The organism is Ruegeria sp. CDSA020, from assembly GCF_059612345.1.
Window position 1 is genome coordinate 38,878 of record NZ_JBXWQK010000011.1, and the last position, 19,210, is coordinate 58,087.

Annotated in this window: 22 protein-coding genes; 7 read left to right on the top strand and 15 right to left on the bottom strand. The window is 58.6% G+C overall.

Translation table 11 applies throughout. The annotated features are described in order from the left end of the window. Together def (AC2FJW_RS17340) and def (AC2FJW_RS17345) are read right to left on the bottom strand one after the other, a co-directional pair. Nucleotides 1-495: a peptide deformylase gene (def, locus tag AC2FJW_RS17340; protein ID WP_496698445.1), complete on the bottom strand. Its 495-nt coding sequence runs from the start codon at nucleotides 493-495 to the stop codon at nucleotides 1-3. Continuing rightward, nucleotides 492-1,010: a peptide deformylase gene (gene def, locus AC2FJW_RS17345; protein WP_496698446.1), complete on the bottom strand. Its 519-nt coding sequence runs from the start codon at nucleotides 1,008-1,010 to the stop codon at nucleotides 492-494. Before def (AC2FJW_RS17345) ends, def (AC2FJW_RS17340) begins: the two co-directional genes overlap by 4 nt. Nucleotides 1,011-1,104: 94 nt before the next feature. Between def (AC2FJW_RS17345) and AC2FJW_RS17350 the strand changes: the two genes are divergently transcribed. Continuing rightward, nucleotides 1,105-2,277 (top strand): MalY/PatB family protein, encoded by a 1,173-nt coding sequence (locus AC2FJW_RS17350; RefSeq protein ID WP_496750803.1) that lies wholly within the window; start codon nucleotides 1,105-1,107, stop codon nucleotides 2,275-2,277. Nucleotides 2,278-2,312: 35 nt separating this feature from the next. Here AC2FJW_RS17350 and AC2FJW_RS17355 read toward each other — a convergent pair whose 3' ends face one another. Continuing rightward, nucleotides 2,313-2,666 (bottom strand): hypothetical protein, encoded by a 354-nt coding sequence (locus tag AC2FJW_RS17355; RefSeq protein ID WP_142639206.1) that lies wholly within the window; start codon nucleotides 2,664-2,666, stop codon nucleotides 2,313-2,315. 212 nt (nucleotides 2,667-2,878) lie between these two features. On the opposite strand from AC2FJW_RS17355, the gene AC2FJW_RS17360 reads away from it, so the two are divergent. Beyond that, nucleotides 2,879-3,868, top strand: coding sequence for a glutathione S-transferase family protein (locus AC2FJW_RS17360; protein WP_496750805.1), 990 nt, complete (start codon nucleotides 2,879-2,881; stop codon nucleotides 3,866-3,868). Here the strand turns inward: AC2FJW_RS17360 and AC2FJW_RS17365 are convergent. After that, nucleotides 3,850-4,212, bottom strand: coding sequence for a response regulator transcription factor (locus AC2FJW_RS17365; protein WP_142639202.1), 363 nt, complete (start codon nucleotides 4,210-4,212; stop codon nucleotides 3,850-3,852). The genes AC2FJW_RS17360 and AC2FJW_RS17365 overlap by 19 nt on opposite strands. 183 nt (nucleotides 4,213-4,395) lie before the next feature. Here AC2FJW_RS17365 and AC2FJW_RS17370 point away from each other — a divergent pair, with 183 nt between their 5' ends. From AC2FJW_RS17370 to AC2FJW_RS17380, 3 genes are read left to right on the top strand one after another with little or no spacing between them, the layout of a single operon-like run. Then, nucleotides 4,396-5,361 (top strand): threonine-phosphate decarboxylase, encoded by a 966-nt coding sequence (locus AC2FJW_RS17370; protein WP_496750807.1) that lies wholly within the window; start codon nucleotides 4,396-4,398, stop codon nucleotides 5,359-5,361. Further along, nucleotides 5,358-6,278 carry an adenosylcobinamide-phosphate synthase CbiB gene (gene cbiB / locus AC2FJW_RS17375; RefSeq protein ID WP_496750809.1) on the top strand — a complete coding sequence of 307 codons (921 nt, stop codon included), beginning with the start codon at nucleotides 5,358-5,360 and terminating at the stop codon, nucleotides 6,276-6,278. Before AC2FJW_RS17370 ends, cbiB begins: the two co-directional genes overlap by 4 nt. Before the next feature lie 11 nt (nucleotides 6,279-6,289). Next, nucleotides 6,290-7,453, top strand: a complete 1,164-nt coding sequence (locus tag AC2FJW_RS17380) for a lytic murein transglycosylase (protein ID WP_496750810.1) — start codon at nucleotides 6,290-6,292, stop codon at nucleotides 7,451-7,453. 20 nt (nucleotides 7,454-7,473) lie between these two features. Here the strand turns inward: AC2FJW_RS17380 and AC2FJW_RS17385 are convergent, their stop codons facing one another. The 5 genes from AC2FJW_RS17385 to AC2FJW_RS17405 form a co-directional block, all read right to left on the bottom strand. Then, a complete protein-coding gene (locus AC2FJW_RS17385; RefSeq protein ID WP_271951405.1) occupies nucleotides 7,474-8,271 on the bottom strand; it encodes a class II glutamine amidotransferase in 798 nt (265 codons plus the stop codon). A gap of 162 nt (nucleotides 8,272-8,433) precedes the next feature. Next, on the bottom strand, nucleotides 8,434-8,784 hold the full coding sequence (locus AC2FJW_RS17390; RefSeq protein ID WP_496750812.1) for a hypothetical protein: 351 nt from the start codon (nucleotides 8,782-8,784) through the stop codon (nucleotides 8,434-8,436). Nucleotides 8,785-8,838: 54 nt separating this feature from the next. After that, nucleotides 8,839-12,294, bottom strand: a complete 3,456-nt coding sequence (locus AC2FJW_RS17395) for a chromosome segregation SMC family protein (protein WP_496750813.1) — start codon at nucleotides 12,292-12,294, stop codon at nucleotides 8,839-8,841. A 140-nt stretch (nucleotides 12,295-12,434) separates the two neighbouring features. Next, nucleotides 12,435-12,842 (bottom strand): hypothetical protein, encoded by a 408-nt coding sequence (locus AC2FJW_RS17400; RefSeq protein ID WP_496750815.1) that lies wholly within the window; start codon nucleotides 12,840-12,842, stop codon nucleotides 12,435-12,437. A 44-nt stretch (nucleotides 12,843-12,886) separates the two neighbouring features. Continuing rightward, nucleotides 12,887-14,077 carry an aminotransferase-like domain-containing protein gene (locus AC2FJW_RS17405; protein ID WP_496750816.1) on the bottom strand — a complete coding sequence of 397 codons (1,191 nt, stop codon included), beginning with the start codon at nucleotides 14,075-14,077 and terminating at the stop codon, nucleotides 12,887-12,889. Between the two features lie 150 nt (nucleotides 14,078-14,227). Here AC2FJW_RS17405 and AC2FJW_RS17410 point away from each other — a divergent pair, with 150 nt between their 5' ends. Both AC2FJW_RS17410 and AC2FJW_RS17415 read left to right on the top strand, forming a co-directional pair. After that, the gene (locus tag AC2FJW_RS17410) at nucleotides 14,228-14,998 is read left to right on the top strand and encodes an FCD domain-containing protein (RefSeq protein WP_142639185.1); all 771 of its coding nucleotides are present in this window, start codon (nucleotides 14,228-14,230) and stop codon (nucleotides 14,996-14,998) included. After that, nucleotides 14,998-15,492, top strand: coding sequence for a metal-dependent hydrolase (locus tag AC2FJW_RS17415; RefSeq protein WP_496750817.1), 495 nt, complete (start codon nucleotides 14,998-15,000; stop codon nucleotides 15,490-15,492). Before AC2FJW_RS17410 ends, AC2FJW_RS17415 begins: the two co-directional genes overlap by 1 nt. Here AC2FJW_RS17415 and AC2FJW_RS17420 read toward each other — a convergent pair. The 6 genes from AC2FJW_RS17420 to AC2FJW_RS17445 all read right to left on the bottom strand — a co-directional run bounded on the left by AC2FJW_RS17420 (nucleotide 15,489) and on the right by AC2FJW_RS17445 (nucleotide 19,097). Further along, nucleotides 15,489-16,349 carry a glycosyltransferase family 2 protein gene (locus AC2FJW_RS17420; protein WP_496750818.1) on the bottom strand — a complete coding sequence of 287 codons (861 nt, stop codon included), beginning with the start codon at nucleotides 16,347-16,349 and terminating at the stop codon, nucleotides 15,489-15,491. The genes AC2FJW_RS17415 and AC2FJW_RS17420 overlap by 4 nt on opposite strands. A 177-nt stretch (nucleotides 16,350-16,526) precedes the next feature. After that, a complete protein-coding gene (locus AC2FJW_RS17425) occupies nucleotides 16,527-17,087 on the bottom strand; it encodes a F0F1 ATP synthase subunit B (RefSeq protein WP_496698468.1) in 561 nt (186 codons plus the stop codon). Between the two features lie 5 nt (nucleotides 17,088-17,092). Next, nucleotides 17,093-17,644, bottom strand: coding sequence for a F0F1 ATP synthase subunit B' (locus tag AC2FJW_RS17430; RefSeq protein WP_271951428.1), 552 nt, complete (start codon nucleotides 17,642-17,644; stop codon nucleotides 17,093-17,095). An 86-nt stretch (nucleotides 17,645-17,730) separates the two neighbouring features. Then, on the bottom strand, nucleotides 17,731-17,955 hold the full coding sequence (locus AC2FJW_RS17435) for a F0F1 ATP synthase subunit C (protein ID WP_005981269.1): 225 nt from the start codon (nucleotides 17,953-17,955) through the stop codon (nucleotides 17,731-17,733). A 48-nt stretch (nucleotides 17,956-18,003) separates the two neighbouring features. After that, the gene (locus tag AC2FJW_RS17440) at nucleotides 18,004-18,762 is read right to left on the bottom strand and encodes a F0F1 ATP synthase subunit A (protein ID WP_142639176.1); all 759 of its coding nucleotides are present in this window, start codon (nucleotides 18,760-18,762) and stop codon (nucleotides 18,004-18,006) included. 2 nt (nucleotides 18,763-18,764) lie between these two features. Next, the gene (locus AC2FJW_RS17445; RefSeq protein WP_142639174.1) at nucleotides 18,765-19,097 is read right to left on the bottom strand and encodes an AtpZ/AtpI family protein; all 333 of its coding nucleotides are present in this window, start codon (nucleotides 19,095-19,097) and stop codon (nucleotides 18,765-18,767) included. Between the last annotated feature and the right edge of the window lie 113 nt (nucleotides 19,098-19,210).

The following is a 19,210-nucleotide window of genomic DNA, read 5'->3' on the forward strand; positions in this document are numbered from 1 at the left end:
CTACCCCAGCTTTTTAGCTTTGCGCAGCAGAATGTCTCGTTTGACCTTGCTGAGCCTGTCGAAATACATCCGCCCGTTTAGATGGTCGATCTGGTGCTGCACGCTGGTGGCTTCGATCCCGACAAAGTCACGGCGGTCGATGATGCCTTTTTCGTTGAGGAACTTTACCGTCACAGCCCGGGGACGTTTCACCTTGGCCGACACGCCAGGCAAGTTTGGGCTGGCTTCTTCATGCTCGCGCAATTCGACCGATCTGTGCAGGATCTCAGGGTTTGCCAGCCGCACAGCCCGCCCCCGCTCGGTCGAGCCATCGACCACCGCCAGCCGGAGCATCACGCCGATCTGCGGTGCGGCAAGGCCGACGCCGGGCATCGCCTCCATCGTGTCGATCATGTCATCCCAGATGGCACGAACCCCGTCAGTAATTTCGGTGATATCTTCGGCTTTGGTCCGCAGACGCTTATCAGGCCATGGCAGGCAGGTACGAACGGTCATTCGCGCGCCTGCTCGCGTTTCAGCTTTTGCATTTTTCGGGTGATCATCTGGCGTTTCATAGGCTTGAGATAGTCGATGAACAGCTTCCCGTTCAGGTGGTCAATCTCATGCTGGACACAGGTTGCCCAAAGGCCATCGAATGTTTCCCGCTGCGCGTTACCATCACGATCGATCCAAGCCACGTCCACGACCTTTGGGCGCGTGACGTCGGCGAATTGTTCAGGGATCGAAAGACAACCTTCTTCATAGACATTCGTCTCGTCCGACGACGCGACCACTTCGGGGTTGAACATAATCAGCGGGCGTTGAGCCTCGCCCTCTTCCTTGACACAGTCCATAACGATCAGCCGGTCCAGCATCCCAATCTGAGGCGCTGCCAGCCCGATACCAGGCGCATCATACATCGTCTCAAGCATGTCATCAGCCAGCTGGCGCAATTCGTCCGTCAGATCCACTACGGGAGAGCAGATCTTTTTCAGGCGGGGGTCGGGATGGATCAGTATATTGCGTTTCATGAGGTTGATTTAGGCCATCACGCCCTAAGCCGCAACGCCCCCCTTGCACCTGCCGAATTTGCGGCTAGCTTTCATCCGGACAGATGGAGCAGATATGACATTCAACGACCTGATCGACCGCCGCGGCACTAACAGTTCGAAATGGGACAAGCTTGAAAAGCTGTATGGCCTTTCGCCGGATGACGGTCTGGCAATGTGGACGGCCGATTCCGACTATTCTACGGCGCCTTGTGTGATCGACGCTGTGCGTAACGCGGCGGATCACGGTGTTTTCGGATATTCCTGGATGCACCCGGACTACCTGAATTCCATCCAATGGTGGATGAAGAACCGCCACGGGTGGGAGATCGATTCTGATTGGATTCTGACGTCGCAGGGTCTGGGAAATGCGATTGCGCTCTGCCTCGATGTCTGGACCAGTCCGGGCGACGGAGTGGTCATCTTTACACCCGTCTACCATGAGTTTGCACATAAGGTGAACAAGTCGGGTCGGCGCGTGGTGGAATGCCCCTTGATGCGCGACGGCGACGGCTATGGCCTTGATCTGGAAGACGCGCAGTCGCGGCTGGACGGAACCGAGAAGATGCTTTTTTGGTGCTCGCCTCAGAACCCCTCGGGCCGGGTCTGGACGCCGGAAGAATTGCGCGCAGTCGCGGCATTTGCGGAACGGAACAGCCTTATTCTGGTATCGGACGAGATTCACCACGATCTGGTCTATCCCGGCACGACCTTTGTTCCGATGGATGTCGCCGCGCTGGATGCGCGGCCCTGGACCGTGACACTGACGGCAGCGTCCAAGACCTTCAACATCGCAGGTCAACGGACGGGGAACATGATCATTCCCGACCCGGACCTGCGCGCCGCGATGCGTCGCCGAATCCAGACACTGGATTATGATCCCAGCGCATTGGGAGTCGCAATGATCACCGCTGCCTATTCGCCTGAAGGGGCCGCTTGGGTGGATGAACAGATCGCCCATCTTGATAGCAACCGAAAAATCTTTGACGCTGCAATCGCAGAAATCCCTGGCCTGTGGTCAATGCCCCTACAGGCAACCTATTTGGCTTGGATTGATTTCTCGGGCACCGGAATGGACCACGCAGAATTTACCCGGCGTCTGCGCGAGGATGCAAAAATCGCCACCTCGCCCGGCCCCGGCTTTGGTGCGGGCGGAGAGACATTCGAGCGGTTCAATCTAGCGACGCAACGCGGGCGTGTTGAAGAGGCCAGCAAACGGCTGAAACACGCGTTTTCCGATCTGCAATAGCGGAATGCCCATCGGCAGACCCGATGGGCAAAAGCCTAGTCCTTGTTTCCAAGCAGCGCGATGGGCGCGTCCGGAGATCGATAGAAATCCAATGGGGCCTTGTCGGAGGCGGCCGTGCTGCGCTTGAATTCATAGCGCATTTCGCCTGCCTCACATTCATCGGCAATGATCAGGCATTGATATAAGTGACGCGCGCCATCGTAGATATCGACCAATCCGCGCAATCGAGGCGTGGTTGCAGCCTCTACGGTGAAGCCATCCTTCCACAATCGGAGAATTTTGTAGGTATTGTCACCCAATTCGACACGAAGTCGGCTGGTTTTCTTCAGACTCGCGATTCGCGCAGCATCCAATTCGGCGCTGATTTCTTTGGAAACATAGGTACTCATATCAAAACTCCCCCGCAGCGGACTCTATTTTGGAACGTAGACTGTAAAAATCCAGTGAAGCCGATCACTCAACGCGGTCGAATCCAAACCTGTTGCACGGAAATCCCATTCCAACCTGTGCGAAAACGCAGGCACAATGCGCGGCGGCTCGCATAGGATCGGTCCCCTTCAAAGCGTATGTTCCGGGAAACCGCATTACGGAGGATCCAACCATGGGCCTATTGGTCGACGGCAAATGGCATGACACGTGGTATGATACCAAATCCACAGGCGGCGCCTTCAAGCGCAGCGCGGCGCAGTTTCGCAACTGGTTGACCGCCGATGGCAGTGCCGGCCCCTCTGGCAAAGATGGTTTCAATGCCGAGCCCGACCGGTATCACCTTTATGTCAGCCATGCCTGCCCCTGGGCCCACAGGACACTGATATTCCGCGAACTGAAAGAGCTGTCCGATCTGATCCCGGTTTCGGTCGTACACCCCGACATGCTGAACAAGGGATGGACATTTGCAACCGACGAACACGGGGCGGCGGGCGACGTACTGTACGGAATGGACTATGCCCACCAAATCTATACCAAGGCTGACCCGACCTATTCGGGGCGCGTAACCGTTCCGATCCTGTGGGACAAGGAACAGGAAACCATCGTCTCGAACGAAAGCTCGGAAATCATCCGGATGTTCAACTCGGCCTTTGACGGGATCACCGGGAACACCGATGATTACTGGCCCGAGGCGATGCGCGACGAAATCGAACAGGTCAATGCCCGCATCTATTCCGACATCAATAACGGGGTCTACAAATCCGGCTTTGCCACCAGCCAGGCGGCATATGACGCAGCCGTTGGCCCGCTCTTTGACACTCTGGACTGGCTCGAAGACCGGCTGTCCACCAGCCGCTATCTGATGGGCGACCGCATCACCGAGGCCGACTGGCGGTTGTTCACCACGCTGATCCGGTTTGATCCGGTCTATCATCTGCATTTCAAATGCAACCGGCGGCGTCTGATCGACTATCCCAACCTGTGGGCCTATACCCGCGAGCTGTACCAGTGGCCGGGTGTCGCGCGGACCGTGAACTTAAACCATATCGTGCGCCACTATCACTACAGCCATGAGAGCATTAACCCGCACCGGATCATCCCGACGAACCCGATCCTGAACTATCTGGAGCCCCACGGGCGCGATCAGCGTCCCGCCGCGTAGTGCTCAACCATCGCCGCCAGATCCTCTGGCGGCGTGCCGCTTTGCACATAAGCGCAGGCATTCGGGCTATGGGCAAAGATCGAGCCATCCGAAAAGAAAGTGGTGTTGGTCACGAAGATCACCCGGGCCTCGGGCCTGCGATAGCTGGCAAAGTCAGCCACGGCCAAGGCGCTACCGGTTTCCAGCACCAGATCCATCACGATGATCTCAAATTCGGCACCATAAAGGGCAAGGATCGCATCCTCTTGCCCGGTCACAAGCGTGACCTCGGCACCCTGTCGCTCAAGATGCCTTTTCCAGACCCGACCTAAATCAGGGTTACTCTCAACAATCAGTACATTCATCATCAACAACCTCGGCACTTATATTGGTGAGTGGTGCCGACCCCTAAGGTTTGTGTTCACGCGAATTCATTAACAAAGTGTTAACCAGGCCTGAGCACACCTCTGATCACGCGGATTTGCTTGTAAAACCGGCAGAAATCCGCTTGAAACAAGCAAATTTTGGTGATTCCGGCGAGGGGCCCGATGGCGCGCGAAAACAGAGATTTGAATCCGCGGGCCGCCCGGGACCATGGCGGTGGGCTGGATGGGGCAATGTCTGTCTATGGCGGCAAGCGCACCGATTGGATCGACCTGTCCACCGGAATCAACCCGGTTCCCTACGAGGTTGCCGGGCTCACCCCATCGGATTGGATGGAATTGCCCGACCATGGCGCATTTGAACGGCTGGCCGATGCGGCCCGCAGTTTCTGGTCAGTTCCCGAGGGTGCAGAGATCCTGCCTGCGCCCGGCGCATCTGCTCTGATCGCCCGCATTCCTGCGCTGGCTGCAACCGGCCGAGTTCAGATTACCACTCCAACCTATAACGAACATGCCGCCGCCTTTGCAGCGCAGGGCTGGACGCTACAGAACTCCGGCCCAGTTGAGGCGCGCGTCATCGTGCACCCCAACAACCCAGATGGGCGCATTTGGAGCGTGAACGATGTGAATGCCCCCCTGACGATCATCGACGAGAGCTTTTGCGACGTCACGCCCGATGCCTCGCTGATCCATCTTGCCGACCGGCCCGGTGTGGTGGTGCTGAAAAGCTTTGGCAAGTTCTGGGGGTTGGCGGGGCTGCGGCTGGGATTTGCCATCGCACGCCCCGAGCTGATCGCACGATTGAACGATCTGACCGGGCCGTGGGCAGTCTCAGGCCCCGCCTTGCGGATCGGAGAGCGGGCGCTGCGCGACACAGCCTGGGCCGACGAGACCCGGCGGCTATTGGCGGCGGATGCCACCCGGATGGACCGGATGGTAACCCAGAAAGGCGCGCAGCTGATCGGCGGCACCAGTCTGTTTCGGCTCTATCAGGTCGACGATGCCAGCGCCTGGCAAGACCGTCTGGCCCGCGCACATATCTGGAGCCGCATATTTCCCTATTCGCAAACCTATCTGCGCCTTGGCCTGCCACCGGCAGATGGCTGGGCGCGGCTTGAGGCGGCCCTGTGAGCACCGCCTTTATCTTGGTCTGCGCCATGTGTCTGGATGCTGCACTGGGCGAGCCGGATTGGCTGTGGTCGCGCGTCCGGCACCCCGCCGTTATGATCGGTAAACTCATCGAGTGGCTTGACGACCGCCTGAACCATGGCTCGTACCGTCGCCTCAAGGGCATAGCTGTTGCCGCGCTGCTGGTCGCAGGTGCCGCTGGGCTTGGGGGGCTTCTGTCTTTGCTTGGCCCGATCATCGGCACCATTATCTGCGCTGTGCTGTTGGCACAAAAATCGCTGGTGGAACATGTCCGCGCTGTTGGCGAGGGTTTGCAGACCTCGCTGGTCGATGGGCGCGCGAAGGTCGCCATGATCGTGTCACGCGACACCAAGGACATGACCGAAGCACAGGTCGCCCGATCCGCGATCGAGAGCGCGGCTGAAAACCTCAGCGACGGAGTCATCGCGCCGGCCTTCTGGTTTCTGGTGGGTGGCCTGCCAGGGCTTCTGGTCTACAAGGCGATCAATACCGCCGACAGCATGGTCGGCTATCGCACGGATAAATACCGTGATTTCGGATGGGCAGCTGCGCGGTTGGACGATCTCCTCAACCTGATCCCCGCGCGACTGACCTTTCTGTTAATCGTCATCTTGTCAAACCAATGGGCCAGATGGGGCGAGATGGTCGGCGATGCGCGCCGCCATATCTCTCCCAATGCTGGCTGGCCCGAGGCGGCAATGGCACGCGCGCTGAGCGTGGCCCTTGCCGGGCCGCGCAGTTATGACGGAAAGCTCCGTGATCTGGCCTGGGTCAACGGCGAGGCCCCACGCGACATCGGCGCGCCAGAGGTTTTCCGCGCATGTGACATGCTTTGGAGGATATGGGGGCTTGCGCTTGGCCTCGTGTCAGTGTGGGTTGGGGTCAGCTTCATAATCTGACGGACCTGTCCATGCGTTTTCTTTCCGGCCTTGTTGCCGCCGCCTTGTTTGCTTCACCTGCGTTTGCCCAATGTGGCGGGGATTTCAATTCCTTCGTGAAGGGGTTGAAGGCCGAGGCCGTTCAGCAAGGCTTTGACAAATCCACCGTCAATGCCTTCTTCAAAGGTGTGCAACAAGACAACGCGGTATTGAAAGCCGACCGGGCACAGGGCGTGTTCCAGAAACCGTTCATTGATTTTTCGCGACACCTGATTTCACAAAACCGGATCGACCGGGGTCAGGCCATGTCGCGCAAATACGACGCGGTGTTTGACCGGATCGAGCAACAATATGGTGTCTCGCGCGGGGTGCTGTTGGCATTTTGGGCGTTCGAAACGGATTACGGGGCGTTTCAGGGGGATTTCAACACCCGCAACGCGCTGGTGACGCTGGCGCATGATTGCCGTCGTCCAGAATTGTTCCGGCCTCAGGTGTTCGCCGCGATTGAGCTGTACAGCCGGGGAAATTTCGACCCGGCCCGCACGTCAGGTGCCTGGGCTGGCGAGATTGGAATGGTGCAGATGCTGCCCCGAGACATTCTGGAAAACGGGGTCGATGGCGATGGTGACGGCAAGGTTTCGCTAAAGACCTCTGCGCCCGATGCGCTTATGTCGGGCGCCAAGATGCTGTCGCATCTGGGCTGGCAACCGGGGCAGCCTTGGCTGCAAGAGGTCACCGTACCCGCACGGATGGATTGGTCGCTATCGGGCCCGGGCAAACCGCGTTCGGTTTCTGACTGGCAGGCGATGGGCGTTCAGGCACGCAACGGGTCCCTCACCAACCTGCCCGCCTCGCTGATCCTACCGCAAGGACATAACGGGCCTGCCTTTCTGGCCTATCCAAATTTTGATGTGTATTTCGAATGGAACCAGAGCTTTGTCTATGTGCTGACCGCCGCCTATTTCGGCACCCGGCTTGAAGGGGCACAGGTCTATGACGCGGGCAACGCGGCCCAAGGCTTATCGGGTGCACAGATGAAGCAGCTGCAAAGCAAGCTGCAGGCGCGCGGCCATAATGTGGGCAAGATCGACGGGATTCTGGGCGCAGGGACCCGCGCGGCTGTCCAGTCAGAGCAAGCACGACTAGGCCTGCCTGCGGATGCCTGGCCAACGGCTGAGTTGTTGAACCGGCTCTAGTCGCTCTTCGATACGGCGATCTAGGCGACTTCGGCGTCCAAAGATCGCCCGTTCGGCTCAAACACATGCATCTGCAGCCTATCGCCGCGTGTTTCGATGGCGGTATTTGCCGGGATCTCGGCCCAATCGCCATTCTTCGCATCCAGCGGCTCAGACGCGATAATGATCCCATCATCGCAGGGCCTGTAATGCAGGCTGGGTGCGAAACGGTCCGAGGCATAGCGCGCAGCAAACAGGCGATCTCCATCGGACCAGCAGGCGGCAAAGCGCATATGGGGTAGGCTTCCTTTGGCGCGGGCAAGCACCTCGACACGGTGCACCGCACGCTCCATCGCGGCGATGGGTTCGGCGTCCAACCCTTCGCCATGGGCAATCAGAAAAATCGCCTCGCTTTCAGTTGCGCCAAGGCGATGATCGTACAGGTGGCTAGGTATCATCCCGTCAAGCTGTTGGCGGATACGGTCATGGCCGCCGGCCTGCCCGTTATGCATAAAGCTCCACTTACCACAGCCAAAGGGATGGCAGTTGTTCCGCGACGTGGCAGTCCCCGTTGAGGCACGTACATGCGCCAGGAACAGGTGCGATTTCGTGTGATGGGTCAACTGTTTCAGGTTGGCATCCGACCAAGCCGGGTTGGTGTCTTTGTAAAAACACGGCGTTTCGCGCCCGGAATACCAGGCCAACCCAAAACCATCCGCGTTGATCGGCGTTTTGCCAATCAGGGCGTTTCTGCTTTGGTGCACCAGCGACTGTTCCTGGTCCATAACAAGTTCGTCCAGAAACCGTTTCGCACCCGCCCAAGCCAGAAATCTGCACATCGACCCGCCTCTTTTGATCCGTTGTTGATACGGGAACTTACAACAACGCGGGGTGAGAATTCGCCCCTGATCCCCAACTAATTTTGAAATATTACGATTAAATGACCACCAAAAACCCACATATTCAGATCAATTTCAATAGTTGCCGCGGTTTCTTGAATGTCACTCGGGCCGTACCGGGAAACGCTCTCCCTTTTCCGTGATCAGGATCAGGCGTCCAGCACTCAGGACATAAAGATCACATCGACCGAACCCGTTTCTGTATTGCACGCAGATACTGCCATCCTCCGCGATGGAATAGGTTCCGAACGCGGATTCTCCGCTGGCATAGGTATAGGAATAGGCCCCGCCAGCCGAGTATCGCGACTGCCCGTCATCATAAAAGGTCAGCGTCCGACCCGCCAGCGCCGCCAACTCTTGTTGGGTCAGAGGGACGTCATCGGGCTTGGTCGTCCATTCCGCGGCCCCTAAAGGGGTAGCAGTCAGTAGGGCGATGATCAGGAAGCGAGTCATGCCAGTAGCCTATCCCAATTCTTACGAAACCGCTCATAACGTTGCAGTGAGAGGTCAGGCGACCATCTGTTCGGCTTTCTTCAGATCAACCGAGACCAGCTGGCTGACACCCTGTTCTTGCATGGTGACGCCGAACAGACGATCCATCCGCGCCATGGTCACCGCGTGGTGGGTGATGATCAGGAACCGTGTGTCGGTCTGGCGGCACATCTCGTCCAGAAGGTCGCAGAACCGGGTCACGTTGGCATCATCCAGCGGAGCATCGACCTCGTCCAGAACACAGATCGGAGCCGGGTTCGCCAGAAAGACGCCAAAGATCAGGGCCGTCGCGGTCAGGGTCTGTTCACCGCCCGAAAGCAGGCTGAGCGTCGACAATTTCTTGCCCGGCGGCTGGCACATGATTTCAAGGCCGGCATCCAGCGGGTCGTCGCTTTCGACCATGACCAGATTAGCCTCGCCACCACCAAAGAGATGCTTGAACAACATGGCGAAGTTCGAATTCACCTGTTCAAACGCGGTCAGTAGCCGTTCGCGTCCTTCGCGGTTGAGGCTGGAGATGCCGCTGCGCAGCGCTTTGATCGCCTCTTCGAGATCGGCCTTTTCGCCGTTCAGCGTGTCGAATTCTTCCTGAACATCTTTGCTGTCCTCTTCGGCACGCAGGTTTACTGCGCCCATCGCATCGCGCTGGCGTTTGTGGCGGTTGACCTCGGCCTCAAGAGCATCAGCAGCTGGCATCTGGTCGGGATTCACATCCAGCTGGTTCAGCAACTGGTTCGGGGTTAGCTGTTGATCCTCAGCGATACGCTCGGCCGCTGCCGATACGGCCTCTTTGGCGGCATCACAGCGCGCCTCAGCGGCGGCACGGCTTTCGCGCGCTTCCGAAGCCAAACGTTCCGCTTCGCGCTCAGCCAGCACAATCTCTCGCTGGCGGGACTCGGCGGCAGCCAGCTTGTCGGCGGCCTCGGCCCGGCGGGCTTCGGCAGTTTCGATTAATTCGTTCAACTCTTCACGCGCCTCGGCGATTTCGCCCGGAGCAGCCATCGCTTCGGATAGCTCTTCCTCGGAACTTTCCTTGCGCTCGGCCAGTTCCGAGATCCGCTTTTCGGCGCTGTCCAGGCGGTGCCGCCAACCGCTGAGGTCCTTGGTGACCTCTTGTGTACGGCGGGTACGGGCCTCGCCCTCGCGGCGCAGCTCGTCATGGGACGAGCGGTGAGTCAGCATCGTGATCCGCGCCGCCTCGACCGTCTGTTTGATGTCTTCGACCTGCGCGCGGGCATTGTCGAGATTGCCCAGACCGGTCAAGGCGCCCTCGGCCTCGCGCAGCTGGGCACGGGCCGACATCGCATCCTCTTTGTGGCGATCAACGGCAAGCGCCAGCGTTTCCAGCCTGCCCTGCGCCAGATTGCGATCGGCCTCGGCCCTGCTGAGCAGACGCGCGGTTTCAGCCATGCGCTGATCGGCGGCGCGGCGTGCCTCGCGGGCGCGGCGGTCAGCCTCGGTCACGTCGGCCAGTTGTTGCGACAGCGTCTCGTGCGCGGCGCGGGCCCCGTCGGCCTGCGCCTCAGTCCGGGTCAGTTCCTGTTTCAGTGCCTCAAGTTTGTTGAGCTGTTCAAGCCGCAGGGCGGCCGCACTTGGCGCATCCTCGGCCCAGGCACGGAACCCGTCCCACCGCCACAGATCGCCGGAACGCGACACCAACCTTTGGCCCGGCTTCAACGATGCCTGCAACCGCGCGCCCTGATCCGCATCGACCAAACCAATCTGCGCGATCCGGCGGCTGAGGCGATCAGGACCGGATACATGCAAGGCCAGTGGTTCGGCCCCATCGGGCAGCGATTGATCGGCATCATAGCCTGCAACCGGAACCCAGCCTGATGGCCCGTCGCCCTCGACCAAGGGTGCCCTCAGATCATCGGCAAGCGCAGCACCCAACGCCTTTTCATAGCCTGGTTCCACGCGCAGCATGTCGAGCACCTGCCCGCCCTCAGCGGTATCGCGTTCAACCAGCTTGGCCAGCGCTGTGGTCTCGGCGCGGATCGCACCCAGCTCACCTTCAGCTTCGGATCTTTTCGCACGCGCCTCGGCCTCGCGGCCCTGGGTTTCATTGCGTAACTCGTCAGCGGCGGCCAGTGCCTCTTCGGCGGCTTCAGAGGCCTCGCGAGCCTCTTCTTCACCCTCTTGCGCGGCCTCAAATGCTTCGGCCGAGCGGGTCAGGGCTGCTTTCGCCTCATCCACCGCAGCGCGGGCCTTTTCCTCTTCGCCTTCCGAGCGGGCCAGCGTTTTGCGGCTGTCGTCGACCAATCGCTGGCCGGACTGGTGGCGCGCAACCAGACGCGCCATATCCTCAGTCTCTTGTGACAAGTGGTCTTCGCGGTCTTGCAGGACAGAGGCCGCTTCGCGCGCGACCTCGGCGGCCTCGGCGACTTTTTCGTCGTGGCCATCGGCAGCCTTGGCCAATTCACGAGCTTCCCATTCCAGCCGTTCGATCATCTGTCCCGCATCGCGGTTCAGCCCGGCCTCGCGCTCGATATCGTTGCCAAGCTGCTGAATGCGATTGGTCAATGTCTCAATCGTCTGACGGGCGCGGGTTTCCTGATCCGACAACTGATCCCGCTGCACCTGTTGGCGCTGCAGGACGGCGGCGGCAATGGCCTCTTCCTCGCGCAGGGGTGGCAGGGTTTCTTCGATTTCCGCCCGACTTGCGACGGCAGAGCGTGCATCAGCTTCGGCGTGCGACGCCTCGGTCAGGCGTTCGCGCAGCTTTTCCTCGGCCTGCTGGCGGGCCATGTCGGCCTCTTTCCAGCGACGATAGAGCAACATGCCTTCGGCTTGGCGCAGCTGCTCTCCGATTTCGCGATAGCGGGCGGCCTGACGCGCCTGACGGGCCAGCTGCGCCAGCTGTCCGCCCAGTTGTTCCAGCACGTCATCCACACGGGTCAGGTTGGCCTCGGTACCCTTCAGCTTCAACTCGGCCTCGTGTCGGCGCTGATAGAGGCCCGAAATTCCGGCCGCCTCTTCCAGAATGCGGCGGCGAGAGCGGGGTTTGGCGTTAATCAGTTCGGCAATGCGGTTCTGTCCGACCAGCGCCGGAGAATGTGCACCCGTTGACGCGTCGGCGAACAACATCTGCACATCACGCGCCCGCACATCCTTGCCGTTGGTCTTATAGGCGCTGCCGACATCTCGGGTGATGCGGCGGACAATCTCAAGCTGGTCGCTGTCATTGAAACCCGAGGGCGCGAGCCGCTCGGAGTTGTCCATGGTCAGCACAACTTCGGCAAAATTGCGGGCCGGCCGCGTGGCGGCCCCGGCGAAAATCACATCTTCCATCGCGCCACCGCGCATGGATTTGGGTCGGTTTTCCCCCATCACCCAACGCAGAGCTTCCAGCAGATTGGATTTGCCACAACCATTAGGGCCCACAACACCGGTCAACCCATCCGCGATAATCAGATCGGTCGGATCAACAAAGCTTTTGAAGCCGGTGAGTTTGAGTTTGCTAAAGCGCAAAGGCAATGGGTCCCGTGATTCCTATACCTTTGAAGTCTGCGCAACGGATTGGGGGTGAGTCAACGGAGTCGCGCAGGATATGGGATATATGGCCCACTTATCCACAACATCTTGCCTAAATCCGCAAGAAAAAGCGCGATTCAGTAGGCTGTACACTCAAAGACCTGATAGCCGTCGCCGTCACCAAGGTCTTGAAACAGCCCGGTATCAATGCATTCGTAATTCGGGACTGAAACCGCCGTCAGCAGCAACCGCTTGCCCATGGCGCGGTCACAACCCAAAACGCCAACGGTCACGGCCGCGTCGCCCAGGACATCCAGTATCGGGCATCCCGAGACCTGAGCCATCGCCATGGCCGCTCGTTCGCGGATCGGGCCAAGACGCGGAGCGTATTGCGAATTAACCCGAACGGCTTCGGCCAGATCTCCGCGCACGCGAACATCAAATACGCTGCCATTCACAGCGATACGCGTCGCCTGAACATCGCTAAAGTGAGGGGTCCCGGCCGAACATGCTGCCAGCATCAGAAAAGACAAAATCCGGATCATATCCGCATCATTGCCAAAACTGGTTAACAGAACCTTTCCTTCGCTCAGGCCCTAAGTACTATTCCCAAGCGGCGAATACCTTCGCGGATCGTATCCTCATCCGAGTTTGAGAAACTCAACCGGATCGTATTGGCGCCCGAGCCATCTGCGAAAAAGGCCCGACCCGGTACAAAGGCCAGTTTCACTGTGTCGAGCGCACGGGCCAGCAGGTCTGCCCCGTTCATACCAGTAGGCAGAGTCACCCAGATGAACATGCCACCCAGGGGATGCGTCCACTGAACGCCATCGGGCATGTTCTGTTGTAACGCATCCAGCATAGCATCGCGCCTGGCACCATAAGTCTGGCGCAAAAGCGGGATGTGCGTGTCAAAATGCGCGCGGGCAACCTGCTCAACCGCCATCTGGTTCAACGTGGGCGAATGCAAATCCGCCGCCTGCTTGACCAATACCAGTTGCGAGATAATGGGCTTGGCGGCCACCACCCAGCCAACGCGCAAACCGGGAGACAGCGTTTTCGAGAAGCTACCGCAATAGATCGTACGGCAGGACTCGATCGACCCTTTTCGCGCCTGTTCTAACGCCAAAACCGGAGGGATGGCATCTCCTTCATAGCGCAGAGCCTGATAGGCCCCGTCCTCGATCACTACGATATTCAGATCATCGGCAAGATCCAGCAGGTATTCTCGACCACGTAGGTCAACGGTCTCACCGGTTGGATTTGCGAAATCAGGCGACAGATAAGCGAATTTGACCGCGCCCTCGCCTGCGGCTTCGGAATATTCGGCGGCACCTCTATTGCCATTAAGCATGAGACGGTCGAACCGGGGCTCGTAGGCATCAAAGGCGTTGATCGCCCCCAGATAGGTCGGCCAGCCAATCAACGCAGTATCCCCTGGCGACAAATAGAGCTTGCCCAGATAATCCAAGGCCTGTTGCGATCCCGAGGTGATCAGGATGTTATCGACACTACAATCGACGCCGATCTCGCGCATATGCTGCACAAGCCATTCGCGCAATGGACCATAGCCCTCGCTGACTGAATATTGCAGCGCCTGCGGCCCAGCATTCAAAGCGGCCTGACAAGCTTGGGCAAAGGCCTCGGTGGGAAACAGGTTTGGGTCTGGGATGCCGCCGGCGAACGAGATGATTCCCGGCTGATCAAGAAGTTTCAACAACTCGCGAATTTCCGATGCTTTCATCCGGGACGCGCGCGTTGCAAACAGATTCTGGGTCATCCTTGGCCTCCTCCTGCCCTGTTGCGACCCACCCTAGGTGCAAATTTTATAATGTCAATATTGCTGACCTAAATTCAACTCCACCCCCCTGCTTGAACCAGGCCCGGATACGTGGTCATATGAATTGACCAATTTCGAAAACGCGCCGCCATGCCCTTCCAAAAGATCCAAACTGAAAAGCTGTCCATTGCGGTGGTCAAACAAATCGAGTTGCTGATTCTGCGCGGGATCCTGCGCCCCGGAGAACGTTTGCCTGCAGAACGGGAACTGGCCGACCGTCTGGGCGTTTCACGCCCCTCACTGCGCGAAGCGATTTCTGATCTTCAGCATCAGGGTTTGCTGACAGCCAAGGCGGGGTCAGGAATCTATGTTGCCGAAGTCTTAGGCTCGGCTTTTTCACCGGCTCTGATCCGGTTGTTCAGCAGCCATGACGAGGCGGTTTTCGACTATCTGTCCTTCCGCCGGGACATGGAAGGGCTTGCAGCAGAACGCGCGGCAAGACTGGGGTCGGAAAGCGACCTGAAGGTCGTACAGGCGATCTTTGACAAGATGGAAGCCGCCCATGCCCGCAATGCGGCCGAGGAAGAGGCCCATCTGGATGCGCAGTTCCACATGGCCATCATTGAGGCCAGTCACAACGTGGTCATGCTGCATATGATGCGGTCGATGTTCGACCTGCTACGACAGGGTGTCTTCTACAATCGGCAGATGATGTTCCGGCAGCGTACGACGCGAGACGCCATTCTGGATCAGCACCGGGAAATCAATTCAGCGCTGCAGGCTCGCGACCCTGAGGCGGCGCGCGTTGCAGTCCAGGAGCATCTGGGCTTTGTTCGCATCTGCATGGAAGACCACCAGAAAGCCCTGCGGAACGAAGCCATTGCGCAGCAGCGCCTGGACCATGAGACAGGACAGCACTGATGTTCATTGGGCACCTACCTGGTGCGTATCTGGTCTTTCGCACTGCGACGCCCGGATTGGATAAAGCTGCGTTTGCCGCTGCGATGATTGGTTCCATCGCCCCGGATATCGATTTGCTGTGGTTCTATTTCGTAGACAATCGCAGCCACCACCATCACGAATACCTCACACACCGCCCTCTGATCTGGCTCGGCATCCTGACGCTCGGCCTGCTGCTGCGGCTAAGATTCCCGCGCGCAGGACTCATTACTGCAGCCTTCGGCGCCGGGGGTCTGGTGCATATGACCTTGGATTCGATTGTTGGCGAAGTGGCATGGGCTTGGCCAATTTTCGAATTCACCCACCCGCTGGTGGTTGTTCAGGCCACGCATTCTCATTGGATTTTATCTTTTCTAAGCCATTGGACCTTCAAGATCGAAATCGCAATCACTCTCCTGGCGGCCTATGTGTGGTGGACTAGCAGGCGCAAGAAACAGCAGCGCCTTGAGGGTTAAATTCCGTTCAGCCGCCGCTTAAGACTGTGAACCCACAAATTTGGCCGTTTCATTGCCTTCGGGTCCTGACTGGACAGCGACGGAAACAACCCTTCAGCTTCGGTCCGAGAGCGCAATTCCAACGGCGTGTCCAATATCGCCCCGATCAGGTCATCCGACCGGCTCTGCGCCTGACGCTCGACCTCAATCGCCTGAAGCATTTCCGCATGGTAAGCCTCAGCCGCTTCGGACCGCTGGCCCTTGCGGAACCGGAAAGCCCCAACCTGAGCATGCACGGGCACCAAATCGGTATGTCGCGAAAACCGCAGCCATAACTCTCCGTCGACGGCAAGCTTGAGGTTCTCGTTTAGTTGGCCCCCGACCTGATCCCAAAGGTCACGCCGCCAATAGGTCGATTCCTGCTGAACCCACTGATAATCCCCGGCAAGCAGTCTTACCCGTGAAACGGGCTTTGGGCGCCGTACAGTCAGGACATTGTCTTCTTCGTCAATGCACGTGACCCGCCCGGTCATCCAATTCATGTTATTGTTCAACGCAAACAGCGATCCTACCGTGGCAAGGCCGCCGGGAATAAGAACATCGTCCGAATTGATCCAACCCATTACGTCGCCCGTGGCCACTGCAAAGCCTTTGTTTACAGCGTTGGCCTGCCCGGTATCCGGGCCCGAGATGATATGTGAAAACGCATCGCGGTACTTTTCGACCACCTCCATCGAACCATCGGTGCTACCGCCGTCCGACAGGATCAGGTCCAGCTTGGGATATTCCTGCTCAAGCACAGAGAGGATTGTCCGTTCGATGAAATCGACGCAGTTCAGGTTGGGAATAACGACACTGATCGTCGGCAATTCGGTCATAAAGGGCTCTTATCCAGTCCGGTTTCGGCAAATGCCGTCGCACGGGCGCAAAATTGGTTGGAGTGTTTCCGAATATGTAACGCAGACAATCAGTCCCCGGTCAAATCGGGAAGCGGGGTGCGATATTCGCAGCCCAATGTCCGGACCCGGCAGATGTGCTGCCGGGTCGGAATTGTCTTAGTGAAGCTTTTCGTTCACATCCACAATGGATGCGTCGATCAGCTTGTTGGCCTGCGCGGCGGTCATCTGCTTGGCCAGCACAGCATTGGCTGCAGAAATAGCAACGGTGATGGCCTGATCGCGGACTTCCTTGACAGCCGACGCTTCAGCCGAAGCAATCTGATCCTGCGCGGTCGCCAGACGGCGCGCGATGGATTTCTCCAGATCGTCCTTGGCCTGCTCAGCTGCCAGAACCGCATCTTCCTTTGCGGCGGCCACGATGGCATCCGCCTGACCCTGAACCTCGCGTTGCTTGCGCTCGTACGAGGCAAGCAGGCTGCGCGCTTCTTCATGCAGGGCGCGAGCTTCGTCCAGTTCGGACTTGATGCCTTCGGCACGCTTATCCAGCGCTCCACCGATCATGCCCGGGACCTTGAAGTAGAACAGGACTGCGATGAAAACGATGAAGCCCAGCAGAACCACAAAGTCGGTGTTGCCAAGCGAGAAAAACGGGCCACTTGCGGCCAGCGCGGGGCTGGCGGCAGCAAATGTCAGGATAAGGGCAAGAGTGTTCCGCATGTCACTTATCCTTTTGTCTGCGCGTCAACCGCACCGTTGATGGTTTTGGCATCAGCCTCGCCACCCAGAGCGGTAACCAGTTCTACTGCCGTATCCTTGGCAACGATTTGAATGCTTTCCAGCGCACCTGCACGGATGTCGGCAATAGCCTTTTCCGATTCAGCCGCTTTTGCAGCGATTTCAGCATCTGCCTTGGCAATCGCGTCATCCAGACCAGACTGGATTTCGGCGCGTGCTTCGGCAGCGATACGCTGTGCCTCAGAACGGGCATCGGCCAGCGCCTTGTTATAGGCCTCTTCAGCCTCGACCGCTTTGGCCTTTAGATCTTCGGCCGCAGCCAGGTCATTTGTAATGGTCCCCTGACGTTCCGCCAGGATTGCCGCGATGCGGGGCAAAGCCACGCGGGACAGGACCAGAAAGATGACGACCAGCGTGATGACCAGCCAGAAAATCTGGTTGGGGAACCAATCGAAGCAAAGCTGAGGCATACCAATCGCCGACCCATGAGAGTCAACGCAGGTGCCAGCCACCTCTTCGTATACGGGTTCTGTCGCCATGATGTCCTCCGTCGGAACGTTGTCTTTACAACAGGCGGGCCGCTATGGCTTGGGCCCACCTGCGCGTAAGGATCAGGTTCCGCAGATTAGACGGCGAACATCAGCAGCAGCGAAACTAGGAATGCAAAGATCCCCAGGGCTTCTGCAAATGCGATACCGATGAACAGGGTTGCGGTCTGCGAAGCAGCCGCCGAAGGGTTGCGCAGAGCGCCAGCCAGGAAGTTGCCTGCTACGTTGCCCACCCCGATTGCGGCTGCGCCGGAACCGATTGCTGCCAGGCCTGCGCCGATGTGTGCGAGATCGCCTTCCATGATGTTTCTCCTTACGAATTGGAAGTTTCGATGTTTGGGTATCGGACCTTAGTGCGACGGATGCAGTGCATCTTTCAGATATACACAGGTCAGAATGGTGAATACGTAGGCCTGGATAAAGGCCACCAGGACCTCAAGACCGTACATTGCGGTGATCGCCAGAACGGACACTGGCGAGATCACGGCAATCGCGGCGAAGCCTGCGAAAACCTTGATAACCGCGTGGCCTGCCATGACGTTACCGGCAAGACGAATAGAGTGGCTGACCGGACGCACGAAATACGAGATCAGCTCGATGATCGCCAGGATCGGGCGTAGCGCCAGCGGCGCGCTGGAGACCCAGAACAGGCCCAGGAACCCGGCGCCGTTCTTGACAAAACCCAGAATAGTCACAGTCAGGAACACGGCCAGCGCCAGTGGGATGGTCACGGCGAAATGCGATGTAGTTGTGAACGAGGTCGGGATCAGACCCAGGAAGTTCGCGGTCACGATGAACATGAACAGGGTCATGACATAGGGGAAGTATTTGACGCCATCCTTGCCGCAGATGTCTTCAAGCATCTTGTAGATAAAGCCATAGGCCAGTTCGGCCACCGACTGCATGCGCGTCGGGACAATGGCGCGCTTGGACGTGCTGAGCACCAGCAGGCCGATCACAGCGAGAATTGCGAAAAACAGCCACAGAGTGACGTTAGTGGGCGTGTACCAAGCAATCGCACCGTCGCCAAAAAGCGGTTTGACGATGAACTGATCCATCGGATGGAAAACCAGGCTGCTGCCTTCTGCTGCGGTGGTCTCGGTTGCCACGTTCAGTCCCTCTCGTCTTCGTCGGCCTTGTCGGCCATCTGTTTCTCTTGCGCCTGTTGTGCGCTGCGGAGCATAACCTTTACCCCGGCGACCAGACCCAGCAATGTGAACAGCACCAGGAAGATCGGGATTGTCCCGAACAGGCTGTCCAGCCCGTATCCGATGCCAAATCCGATCCCCAGACCGGATACCATTTCGATGACCATCCGCCAGGCAAGCTCGCCTCCCGAATAATCGGCGTCCGCACGGGCCTCAGGCTTTGACTTGGCCTTTTTCGCCGCCGTGATCTTAGCCTCAAGCTGCGCCATACGCTGCTTTTGGTCATCATCAGTCACGGGCGTTTCCCTCGTACAGTCTTGGGCACGGTGCTAAGGGGCGGAGAGCGCAGAGTCAACGGCGTTGGCAGCCCGAATTGCCGCACTTTACTCTATTGTTTTTAAAGGCATTT